Source organism: Streptomyces sp., from assembly GCF_031181705.1.
Lineage (GTDB): Bacteria > Actinomycetota > Actinomycetes > Streptomycetales > Streptomycetaceae > Streptomyces.
In genome coordinates, this window is record NZ_JAPSKN010000017.1 from 1 (window position 1) to 11,120 (window position 11,120).

Genomic DNA, 11,120 nt, shown 5'->3' on the forward strand with positions numbered 1-11,120 from the left:
GGCGACATGGGACCTGGCGCGGGAGCCGCTCCGGCAGCGCCGAGTCCGATCGGCACGCAGCCCGTCACCGACACCAACACCGACACCGTCATCGCCGAGCGGCGTCCCACGCTGGACCCGCCCGCCACCGCAGAGGCCGCGGGGTCAGGGGTCGGGGAACCGCCTGCCTCCTCCGGGCCGGATCAGCACGCGGGCGAGCCTTCCGCGCACTCGGACGCCACCTCGGCCAACCATCCGGGGGACGGAGCCCAGGCGGCTCCGATGGCACCCTCATCGCCGAGTACGCACGCGGACGTGGATGCGCCGACCGACGACCCCGGCGTTCCGTCACGGCCACTTGCCAAAATGGAGGCCCTGGCCGGTGATCCGGGCCCTCCGTCGCCGCCAGTCGCCGACGAGGGCTCCGCGGTCGGTGAGCCCGGCGTTGCGCCGCCCGTGCTCGTCGGTACGGAAGCCCCGCACGGCAGCTCCGGCCTCCGCCCGCCGAACCTCACCGGAGCCCGCACCACCCGTTCCCTGGATGCCTGCACCCCCCGACCCCTCGATGCCCGCACCACTCGTTCCCCGGATGCCCACGGCACCCGTTCCCCGGATGCCCGCACAGCCCGCACCCTCGATGCCGGCACCACGCGCAATCTCGGTGCCCGCGGCGCGCGCACCCTCGACGCACTGCCCCCTCTGCCGCCTCCCATCTCCGTCCGTCCCGCGCCCAGCCCTCTGCGTCCTCTCCGTTACGAGATCCGGCGGGCAGCCGGGATCGGTACCGGGTTCCTCACCGGGGCCGTCGTGCTCGTCGTGTCCGCCGTGACCGCCGTCGTGCTCGCCCGCATCGGGCACACCCCGCAGCCGCGCCTGCTGGCCGCGTGGCCCAAGGAGCTGCCCCTGCCGCCCGCGGCGCTCGGCGCGGGCCTGCTCGGCGCGCTGGCCTTCGGGGACGAGTTCCGCCACCCCGCCCTGGCGGCGGATCGCGGCACCGTGCCCCGCCGGCTGGGGCTGCTGGTCGCCAAACTGCTCGTCGCCTCGGCCACCGCGCTCACACTGGCCGTCCTCACCGTCGGCTGCAACGCCGAAGTGCTCTATCTCGTCTACGGACCGGAACTCGCCCAGGTCCCCGCCGACTGGCTCCCGCTCAGTGCGCGTTGGATCGGGCTGGTGGCCGGCTGCGCCTGGGCCGGGGTGCTGGCCGCAGGAGTCTTCCGGTCCACCACGGCCGGTCTCGCCGCCGTCGCCGCCGTGCCCCTGCTCGTCGTCCCCGTCGTGCACCAGGTCCTGTACGGGCCGTCCGTGCGGACCGCGGCGGGGCTTCCGATGCGGCTGCGCGAGGCCCTGCTGCCGCGGTGGCCCTTCGGGGGAGAGCGGTATCTGGAGGCCGCGCTGCGGGTGATCTCCCAACCCGTGGGCGGCGCACTGACGTTGTCGCTGGCCGCGCTGCTCTGCGCCTACCTGCTCACCGGCCTGCGGAACAGGTTCCGGTGACGACTGTCCGTAACCCTTAGTTCGGCTATGCGCACAACTCCCCGCAGAACGCCCATTTCTTTCCGATAAGGCGTCAATTGCGACGGGGTGAGCGATCACCCTTTCGTGTGCTTTTCACCAAAGACCTCAAGGGAGTTGGAGAGGGCGCCGACAAAGGATGCGTGAGTACCCTTGCGCACACCATGATGACCGCCGCCCGCTCTGCTGACACCGGCCTCGCGAGCCCGGGCGAACTCGACCGCTACCCCTACGCCGAGGCGCCCGCCGTCGACCGTGTCGGGGCCCCTGCCTGGGACGGCGGGGACCCGGAGCTGGGCCGTGTCGGCCGGCGCGCCACGGGCAGCCGCGGGCGCGGACTGCACGGCCAACTCGTTCAGCAGCTGGGTCAGATGATCGTCTCCGGCGACCTGGGCGCCGACCGCCCGCTGGTGCCCGAGGAGATCGGCCAGCGCTTCGAGGTCTCCCGCACCGTCGTCCGCGAGTCGCTCCGCGTCCTGGAGGCCAAGGGCCTGGTCAGCGCCCGGCCGAACGTCGGCACGCGCGTGCGCCCCGTCAGCGACTGGAACCTCCTCGACCCGGACATCATCGAGTGGCGGGCCTTCGGGCCACAGCGCGACAACCAGCGCCGTGAGCTGAGCGAGCTGCGCTGGACGATCGAGCCGCTCGCCGCCCGCCTCGCCGCGGGGCACGGCCGCGAGGACGTCCAGCAGCGCCTCGTGGACATGGTCGAGATCATGGGGCACGCGATGGCCCAGGGTGATGCGCTCACCTTCTCCCGCGCCGACGCCGAGTTCCACTCGCTGCTCATCCAGGTCGCGGGCAACCGCATGCTGGAGCACCTCTCCGGGATCGTCTCCGCGGCCCTCCAGGTCTCCGGCGGTCCGATCGCCGGCTGTGACCGGCCGAACGAGGCGTCACTGGCTCACCACGGCCGCATCTGCGACGCCCTCGCCACCGGCGACGGAGCCGGCGCCGAGGCGGCGATGCGGCAACTCCTCACGGTCCTTCCCGAGGTGGAACGCGTAGTGCCCGCCCCGCGCGAGCACTGACCGCGTTCCACGGGCGGCGCGGCGGGTGTGCCACCCCCCTCCTGTGGCAACGCCCGCTCGGTGACCCGCCTCCCGTCGGACCCCGTGGGATCCTTGGTGATCCCGCGGGGTCCGACGGCGCGAAGGGGCCGTGGACCGCCGGAGCGGCCGGGCCGATGTCCGAGGTGACCACCTCTGTCAGCTTCTGGCCATTTTTGTTCGCTTACGGGGTGTGACTCGGGCCACGCGGATTGGGCGTAACGCTCGTGGGAAGAACGCGATGACCTAAGAGGTGACAGCCGCGGAGGGAATACGGACGCCGTTCACGGCGCTGTGCATCTTCCCGGCCCCCGCCCGCGCCGTCGGCCCATCCCCAAGCCGGCGGTCGGCTCCTGTCCCTGTGGACGGGGCCGGAAGCCGTTTTCCAACGTTCCGAGAGGTTGTTCGTGTCGGCCAGCACATCCCGTACGCTCCCGCCGGAGATCGCCGAGTCCGTCTCTGTCATGGCGCTCATTGAGCGGGGAAAGGCTGAGGGGCAGATCGCCGGCGATGACGTGCGTCGGGCCTTCGAAGCTGACCAGATTCCGGCCACTCAGTGGAAGAACGTACTGCGCAGCCTCAACCAGATCCTCGAGGAAGAGGGTGTGACGCTGATGGTCAGTGCCGCAGAGCCCAAGCGCACCCGAAAGAGCGTCGCAGCGAAGAGTCCCGCCAAGCGCACCGCCACCAAGACGGTCGCGGCCAAGGCGGTGACCACGAGGAAGGCCACCGCCGGCGCCACGCCGGCGGCGCCCACCGCCGAGCCCGCCGAGGAGGAGGCGCCCGCCAAGAAGGCGGCCGCCAAGAAGACCACCGCCAAGAAGGCGACGGCGAAGAAGGCCCCCGCCAAGAAGACGGCGGCCAAGAAGACCAGCGCCAAGAAGGACGACGTCGAGCTCCTCGAGGAGGAGGTGCTCGAGGAAGCAGCCCCCGGCAAGGCCGGCGAGGAGCCCGAGGGCACCGAGGCCGCGGGCTTCGTGCTGTCCGACGAGGACGAGGACGACGCGCCCGCCCAGCAGGTCGCGGCCGCCGGCGCCACCGCCGACCCGGTCAAGGACTACCTCAAGCAGATCGGCAAGGTCCCCCTGCTCAACGCCGAGCAGGAGGTCGAGCTCGCCAAGCGCATCGAGGCCGGTCTGTTCGCCGAGGACAAGCTGGCCAACGCCGACAAGCTGGCGCCCAAGCTCAAGCGCGAGCTGGAGATCATCGCCGAGGACGGCCGCCGCGCCAAGAACCACCTGCTGGAGGCCAACCTCCGCCTGGTGGTCTCCCTGGCCAAGCGTTACACCGGTCGCGGCATGCTCTTCCTGGACCTCATCCAGGAGGGCAACCTCGGTCTGATCCGCGCGGTCGAGAAGTTCGACTACACCAAGGGCTACAAGTTCTCCACGTACGCCACCTGGTGGATCCGTCAGGCGATCACCCGCGCGATGGCCGACCAGGCCCGCACCATCCGTATCCCGGTGCACATGGTCGAGGTCATCAACAAGCTCGCGCGCGTGCAGCGCCAGATGCTTCAGGACCTGGGCCGCGAGCCCACCCCGGAGGAGCTGGCCAAGGAGCTCGACATGACCCCGGAGAAGGTCATCGAGGTCCAGAAGTACGGCCGCGAGCCCATCTCGCTGCACACCCCGCTCGGCGAGGACGGCGACAGCGAGTTCGGTGACCTCATCGAGGACTCCGAGGCGGTCGTCCCGGCCGACGCCGTCAGCTTCACGCTCCTCCAGGAGCAGCTGCACTCCGTGCTCGACACTCTGTCCGAGCGCGAGGCGGGCGTCGTCTCGATGCGCTTCGGTCTCACCGACGGTCAGCCGAAGACCCTCGACGAGATCGGCAAGGTCTACGGCGTCACGCGTGAGCGGATCCGCCAGATCGAGTCCAAGACGATGTCGAAGCTGCGCCACCCGTCCCGTTCCCAGGTGCTGCGCGACTACCTCGACTGATCGAGGTCGTACGACACGCGAGGCCCGGTTCCCCTCAGGGGCCGGGCCTTCGCCGTGCCTGGCTCACCGTGTGCGGGAGGCGTGGCCTCCGCGCGGGTGCGGGGTGCTGTCCGTTGGATCACTCTGGGTGTCTCACCGGCATCACGGAGTGAGGAGTGCGTATGCGTCGACGACTGGTCCGAGCCCTGGTCCGACCGCTGGCCCTGGCGGCCGCGGTCACCGCCCTGTCAGCGGGTTCCACGGCCTCTGTGGCCGCCGACCGAGCGGTCATAGGCGGGTCCCCGGTCGATGCGTCGCAGAGCCCCTGGACGGTGGCCCTGTCCAGTCGTGACCGGTTCGGAGGTACGCGCGCGGGGCAGTTCTGCGGCGGCGTGGCGGTCGGACGCACCACGGTGCTCACCGCGGCGCACTGCATGGACCGGGCGGTCCTGGGCGGCCCTCCGGAGCGGCTGACGGACCTCAGGGTCATAACGGGCCGCACGGACCTGCTGGCGGACCGCGGCGGCCAGGAGATCGCCGTGCGTTCGACCTGGGTGAACCCGGCCTACGACGGCGTGAGCAACATCGGCGACTTCGCCGTGCTCACCCTCGACCGGCCGCTGCCCGCCGAGTCGGTCATCGGCATGGCGGCCCACGGCGACCCGGCGTACGCGGCGGGGGAGGTCGCGACGGTGTACGGGTGGGGTGACACCTCGGGCGCCGGGGAGTATCCCAGCGATCTGCGCGCGGCGCGCGTGCGTGTGCTCCCCGACGCTCTCTGCGAGGAGGCGTATCCGGGCGGGCCCGACGGCACCTACCACGCCAGGAGCATGCTGTGCGCCGGAGAGCCCGAAGGGGGCCGGGACGCCTGCCAGGGCGACAGCGGGGGCCCGCTGGTCGCTCGGGGGCGGCTCATCGGCCTGGTGTCCTGGGGGATCGGCTGCGGGCAGGCCGGCAACCCCGGCGTGTACATGCGGGTGTCCGACATCATGCGGACGCTCGGCTGGGGATAGGGCTCCGGCCCGGAGGGAGGCCGGACCAGGGCCGGAGGGGGGCCTGGGAAGCGGCCCGTCCGGCAGGAGGTGGGTGCGTAAGGGGTCCGGTGCGGGCCAGGTGCGGAAGGAGACCTGCCGTGAAGGGGCGCGCAGGCTCGCAGGACGGCGCGGGGTGCGGGCTCGCAGGAGGGCGGCCCCGAAAGCAGGGGCCGGACCCGGAACCGCACCGGACCCGGCGGGGAACCGCAAGGGACCCGGCAGGGGACCGCACCGGACCAGCAGGTAAAGGCTGTGAGGCGTCCGACGGAGCGCGTGCGGCTCCATGGAGACGAGGACGGGCGGCTGCCTCTGGGAGAGGCAGCCGCCCGCTCTCCGGCCTGTGCCGGGCTGGCTCGTCGTCGGACGCGAGGTGTCAGCGATCTTCCTCGGAGGCGGTCGCGGGAGCGGCCGTGAGTCGCTCCGTCTCGTCCTGTATCTCAGCGGCGATCTTCTTGAGTTCCGGCTCGAACTTGCGCCCGTGGTGGGCGCAGAAGAGCAGCTCTCCGCCGCTGAGCAGGACGACGCGCAGGTACGCCTGGGCGCCGCAGCGGTCGCAGCGATCAGCGGCCGTCAACTGGCTCGCAGGGGTCAGAACAGTAGTCACGTCGCCTCTTCTCTAGCTCGACGAGCTGTCGTACCAGGGTCAACATCCAACCAGCCCCAAAACGTTCCCGCTCGTGGCTTTTCCTCGAAAAAATCTTCCGAGGCGGCTGTCTGCTGCCGGTTGGCGGCGAATGTGCCGTATTGCGTGTCTATGTGTCTTACGGGGCTTCGCGTCGTATCGGTGGTCGGTCCTCCCGGCTGGGTTGCCGGTTGTTCATGAGGACGTGCCCGGAGCCTAAATGGTTCATGCCTGGAAGGGAACGTGATGTGGACTTCACTCCATCGAAGGATCGAACAGGCATGCGAGTCTCGACTAGTCTGAGTTTCCGGCGAGGGTGGCGTTACAAGGGCTCTACCAGGCCTGGGTACCCTCTCACCGGTGACTGAAGCCGCGCCCTTACCCATGAGGGCCCCATCTGAAATTCAGCGAGGAGCGAACCGCGTGACCGCCGAGACGTCCGTGCCGTCCACAGCTCTGCTGGCAGGAGCAGACCGGGACGGTTCCAACTACACCGCGCGGCACCTGCTCGTCCTCGAGGGGCTCGAGGCCGTGCGCAAGCGCCCGGGTATGTACATCGGCTCGACCGACAGCCGCGGTCTGATGCACTGCCTCTGGGAGATCATCGACAACTCCGTCGACGAGGCCCTCGGTGGTTACTGCGACCACATCGAGGTCATCCTCCACGACGACGGCTCGGTCGAGGTCCGGGACAACGGCCGGGGCATCCCGGTCGACGTCGAGCCCAAGACCGGCCTCTCCGGCGTCGAGGTCGTCATGACCAAGCTGCACGCCGGCGGAAAGTTCGGCGGCGGCTCGTACGCCGCCTCCGGCGGTCTGCACGGCGTCGGCGCCTCCGTGGTGAACGCCCTGTCCGCCCGGCTGGACGTCGAGGTGGACCGCAGCGGGCACACCCACGCGATCAGCTTCCGGCGCGGTGTTCCCGGAGCCTTCGCCGGAAACGGCCAGGACGCCAGGTTCGAGGCGAAGAGCGGCCTGCGCAAGGCCAGGAAGATCCCGAAGAACCGCACCGGCACGCGCGTGCGGTACTGGGCCGACCGCCAGATCTTCCTCAAGGACGCCAAGCTCAGTCTGGAGACGCTGCACCAGCGAGCCCGCCAGACCGCGTTCCTGGTGCCCGGCCTGACCATCGTCGTCCGCGACGAGTACGGGCTCGGGGAGGGCGGCAGCAAGGGCGAGGAGTCCTTCCGTTTCGACGGCGGAATCAGCGAGTTCTGCGAGTACCTGGCCACCGACAAGCCGGTCTGCGATGTCCTCCGGTTCTCCGGGCAGGGCACCTTCAGGGAGACCGTCCCGGTGCTGGACGAGCACGGCCAGATGACCCCGACCCAGGTCACCCGGGAACTCGACGTCGACGTCGCCATGCGCTGGGGCACGGGCTACGACACGACCCTGAAGTCGTTCGTGAACATCATCGCCACGCCCAAGGGCGGCACCCACGTCGCCGGCTTCGAACAGGCCGTGGCGGCCACGATGAACGAGGTGCTGCGCGCCAAGAAGCTGCTGCGCGTCGCCGAGGACGACATCGTCAAGGACGACGCCCTGGAGGGCCTGACCGCGGTCGTCACGGTGCGTCTGGCCGAGCCGCAGTTCGAGGGCCAGACCAAGGAGGTCCTGGGGACCTCGGCGGCCCGCCGCATCGTGAACAACGTGATCAGCAAGGAACTCAAGGCGTTCCTGACGTCCACGAAGCGCGACGCCGCCCAGCAGGCCCGGGTCGTCATGGAGAAGGCCGTCGCCGCGGCCCGTACGCGTATCGCGGCCCGGCAGCACAAGGACGCGCAGCGCCGCAAGACGGCCCTGGAGTCCTCCTCCCTGCCGGCGAAGCTCGCCGACTGCCGCAGCGACGACGTCGACCGCAGCGAGCTGTTCATCGTCGAGGGCGACTCCGCGCTCGGCACGGCGAAGCTCGCCCGGAATTCCGAGTTCCAGGCACTGCTGCCGATCCGGGGCAAGATCCTCAACGTCCAGAAGTCGTCCGTCACGGACATGCTGAAGAACGCCGAGTGCGGCGCGATCATCCAGGTCATAGGAGCCGGCTCCGGGCGGACCTTCGACATCGACGCGGCCCGCTACGGCAAGATCATCATGATGACCGACGCCGACGTCGACGGCTCCCACATCCGCACGCTGCTGCTGACCCTCTTCCACCGCTACATGCGGCCCATGGTCGAGGCCGGCCGGGTGTTCGCGGCGGTGCCGCCGCTGCACCGGATCGAGATCACCCAGCCCAAGAAGGGCCAGGACAAGTACGTGTACACGTACTCGGACCGGGAACTGCGCGACAAGCTCATGGAGTTCCAGAGCAAGGGCATCCGCTACAAGGACTCGATCCAGCGCTACAAGGGTCTCGGCGAGATGGACGCCGACCAGCTGGCCGAGACGACCATGGACCCGCGCCACCGCACGCTGCGCCGGATCAACCTCTCCGACCTGGAGGCGGCCGAGCAGGTCTTCGACCTGCTGATGGGCAACGACGTCGCGCCGCGCAAGGAGTTCATCTCCAACTCGGCGGCGACCCTGGACCGGTCGCGGATCGACGCGTAACGGCTTCGCAGGGCTCCACGCCCGCCGGGAGCGCGGAAGCCCCCGGCGGGCGTTCGGCGTCCTTGGCGGGGAGCCGGTGCGGTCCCGTGCGGGCCGCGTCACCTGATGGGGTGAACAGCGGAGGGAAGAAGAGTCGGGGATCTTCCCGTTCTGTCCATCCTTGGGCATGCAGTCAAGCAAGGGCCGTCCCCGCGGAGTCGGGGCTGGTCAGGAGAGTTCCATCGAGCCGCTCGACGGTCATGCCCCCGGTCCGGCCGAGGAGGCCGTACGGCTGAGGTACGACGACCCCTGGTACGACGCCCTCGCCTCCGGCTGGGGCGAGTCGGAGGGGGCCGGAGCGCCCGCGGCGGTGCCCCGGGCGCGTGAGGCGGGCGTCCGTGGCGTCGCGGCGGCCGACGTGTATCTGGAGGTGCAGCGCAGCGCGGCCTTCCAGGAGGTGCGGCGGCGGTACCGGAGGTTCGTGGTACCGGCCTTCGCGGCCTTCTTCGCCTGGTACGTGGGGTACGTCGTGGCGGCCACGACCGTGCCGGAGCTCATGGCCCGGCCGGTGGCGGGCGCGGTGAACGTGGCGCTGCTGGCGGGGCTCGGCCAGTTCCTGACCACGTTCCTGCTCACCTGGGCGTACGCGCGGCACGCGCGGCTGCGGCGCGACCGGGCGGCACTGGAACTGCGCTGGGACACCCAGGAACTGACCCGCGGAGTGAACGGCGGTGCCTCGTGACGGACGAGCATCAGAGCCTGGCGCTGCTGCTGTTCAGCGCGTTCGTCGCGGTCACGCTGGGCATCACGACGTGGGTGGGCCGCAACCGGCGTGGTTCGGCGGAGGAGTTCTACGCGGGCGGGCGGCTCTTCACTCCCATGGAGAATGGTTTTGCCATCGCGGGTGACTACATGTCGGCCGCGTCCTTCCTGGGCGTCACCGGCCTCATCGCGCTGTTCGGGTACGACGGGCTGCTGTACGTCGTCGGGTTCCTGGTGGCCTGGCTGGTGGTGTTGTTCTTCGTCGCCGAACTGGTCCGCAACTGCGGTCGCTTCACGCTCGCCGACGTCGTGGCGGCGCGGATGAGGGAACGGCCGGTGCGGATCGCGGCGGGAACCTCCTCGGTCACCGTGTCCGTTCTGTACCTGGTGGCGCAGATGGTCGGCGCGGGCAGCCTGGTGGCGCTGCTGCTGGGGGGCACGAGCGGGGCGGCGCGAGCCTGGACGGTCATCGGTGTCGGGGCGCTCATGGTGATCTACGTGTCGTTGGGAGGGATGCGGGCGACCACCTGGATCCAGATCGTCAAGGCCGTCCTGCTGCTCGGCGGCACCATCGTGCTGACGACGCTCGTCCTCGTGCGCTTCCACGGTGACCTCAACCGGCTGCTGCTCACGGCGGCCGAGCGGAGCGGGCACGGCGAGGCGTTCCTGGCGCCCGGGCTGAGGTACGGCGGCGACTGGACCGCGCGGTTCGACCTCATCAGCCTGGGACTGGCCCTCGTCCTGGGCACGGCGGGACTGCCGCACATCCTGTCCCGCTTCTACACGGTGCCCACCGCGAGGGCCGCACGCCGGTCGGTCGTCTGGGCGGTCGGGCTGATCGGCGGCTTCTACCTGATGACGATCGTGCTCGGGTTCGGTGCGGCCGCGATCGTGGGCCCGGACGCCGTGCGCGGGTCGAACGCGGCCGGGAACACGGCGGTTCCCCTGTTGGCGCTCGACCTGGGCGGCGGTGCCGGAAGCACGGGGGGAACGGTTCTGTTCGCCATCGTCGCCGCGGTCGCCTTCGCCACGATCCTCGCCGTGGTCGCCGGGATCACGCTCGCGTCCTCGGCGTCCGTGGCCCACGACCTGTACGCGTCCCTGCGGCGCAAGGGCGGGAAGCCGCGCAGCGAGGTGGCCGTGGCCCGCGTCGCGGCCGTCGGGGTCGGCGTGGTCGCCATCGCCCTCGGTCTGCTGGCGCGGGACCTCAACGTCGCCTTCCTGGTGGGCCTCGCCTTCGCCGTCGCCGCGTCGGCGAACCTGCCCGTGCTGGCCTACTCCCTGTTCTGGCGCGGCTTCACCACCCGAGGCGCCGTATGGGCCGTCTACGGCGGTCTGATCCCGGCCGTGGTGCTGGTGGTGCTGTCCCCCGTCGTCTCGGGGAGCCCCGACTCGCTCTTCCCGGGGGCCGATTTCGCGTACTTCCCGCTGCAGAACCCGGGGTTGGTGTCGATCCCCCTGGGCTTCCTGGCGGGCTGGCTGGGCACGGTCACGTCGGCGGAGGCCCCGGACGAGGCCCGGCACGCGGAGACCGAGGTGCGGTCGCTGACGGGGGCGGGAGCGGCCTAGCGGCCGGCCCCGCGCTGCGGAGCCGCTACGAGCGGGTCGCCCACACGTAGCGGTGTTCCGGGCGGCCCGCGTCGCCGTACTTGAGGGTGAGGCGGGCCCGTCCCGTGCGCTCCAGGAGCTTGAGGTAGCGCTGGGCGGTCTG

Annotated in this window: 7 protein-coding genes and 1 pseudogene; 7 read left to right on the forward strand and 1 reads right to left on the reverse strand. The window is 70.8% G+C overall.

Annotation, left to right across the window (positions count from 1 at the left end; all coding sequences use genetic code 11):
* Positions 1–660 precede the first annotated feature (660 nt).
* From RIN80_RS05975 to RIN80_RS05990, 4 genes and pseudogenes are all read left to right on the forward strand, one after another.
* Positions 661–1,476 (forward strand): annotated as a pseudogene (locus tag RIN80_RS05975) (ABC transporter); the annotation flags it as partial.
* A 161-nt stretch (positions 1,477–1,637) separates the two neighbouring features.
* Positions 1,638–2,525 carry a FadR/GntR family transcriptional regulator gene (locus tag RIN80_RS05980; protein WP_309094438.1) on the forward strand — a complete coding sequence of 296 codons (888 nt, stop codon included), beginning with the start codon at positions 1,638–1,640 and terminating at the stop codon, positions 2,523–2,525.
* A 425-nt stretch (positions 2,526–2,950) separates the two neighbouring features.
* Positions 2,951–4,486, forward strand: a complete 1,536-nt coding sequence (locus RIN80_RS05985; protein WP_309094439.1) for an RNA polymerase sigma factor — start codon at positions 2,951–2,953, stop codon at positions 4,484–4,486.
* A gap of 161 nt (positions 4,487–4,647) precedes the next feature.
* A complete protein-coding gene (locus RIN80_RS05990; protein ID WP_309094440.1) occupies positions 4,648–5,478 on the forward strand; it encodes a serine protease in 831 nt (276 codons plus the stop codon).
* Positions 5,479–5,872: 394 nt separating this feature from the next.
* Here RIN80_RS05990 and RIN80_RS05995 read toward each other — a convergent pair whose 3' ends face one another.
* Positions 5,873–6,103 carry a hypothetical protein gene (locus RIN80_RS05995; RefSeq protein WP_309094441.1) on the reverse strand — a complete coding sequence of 77 codons (231 nt, stop codon included), beginning with the start codon at positions 6,101–6,103 and terminating at the stop codon, positions 5,873–5,875.
* A 441-nt stretch (positions 6,104–6,544) separates the two neighbouring features.
* Between RIN80_RS05995 and RIN80_RS06000 the strand changes: the two genes are divergently transcribed.
* From RIN80_RS06000 to RIN80_RS06010, 3 genes are all read left to right on the forward strand, one after another.
* Entirely contained in the window at positions 6,545–8,668 is a 2,124-nt protein-coding gene (locus RIN80_RS06000; protein ID WP_309094442.1) for a DNA topoisomerase IV subunit B, read from the forward strand.
* A gap of 166 nt (positions 8,669–8,834) precedes the next feature.
* Positions 8,835–9,389: a DUF485 domain-containing protein gene (locus RIN80_RS06005; RefSeq protein WP_309094443.1), complete on the forward strand. Its 555-nt coding sequence runs from the start codon at positions 8,835–8,837 to the stop codon at positions 9,387–9,389.
* The gene (locus RIN80_RS06010) at positions 9,386–10,978 is read left to right on the forward strand and encodes a cation acetate symporter (RefSeq protein WP_309094444.1); all 1,593 of its coding nucleotides are present in this window, start codon (positions 9,386–9,388) and stop codon (positions 10,976–10,978) included. The genes RIN80_RS06005 and RIN80_RS06010 overlap by 4 nt, the downstream gene beginning before the upstream one ends.
* Positions 10,979–11,120: the final 142 nt, after the last annotated feature.

What these genes read in the sequence shown, in the direction of transcription:
- RIN80_RS05990 (WP_309094440.1), top strand. Translation starts at nt 4,648, where the DNA reads ATGCGTCGACGACTGGTCCGAGCCCTGGTCCGACCGCTGGCCCTGGCG.
- RIN80_RS06005 (WP_309094443.1), top strand. Translation starts at nt 8,835, where the DNA reads ATGCAGTCAAGCAAGGGCCGTCCCCGCGGAGTCGGGGCTGGTCAGGAG.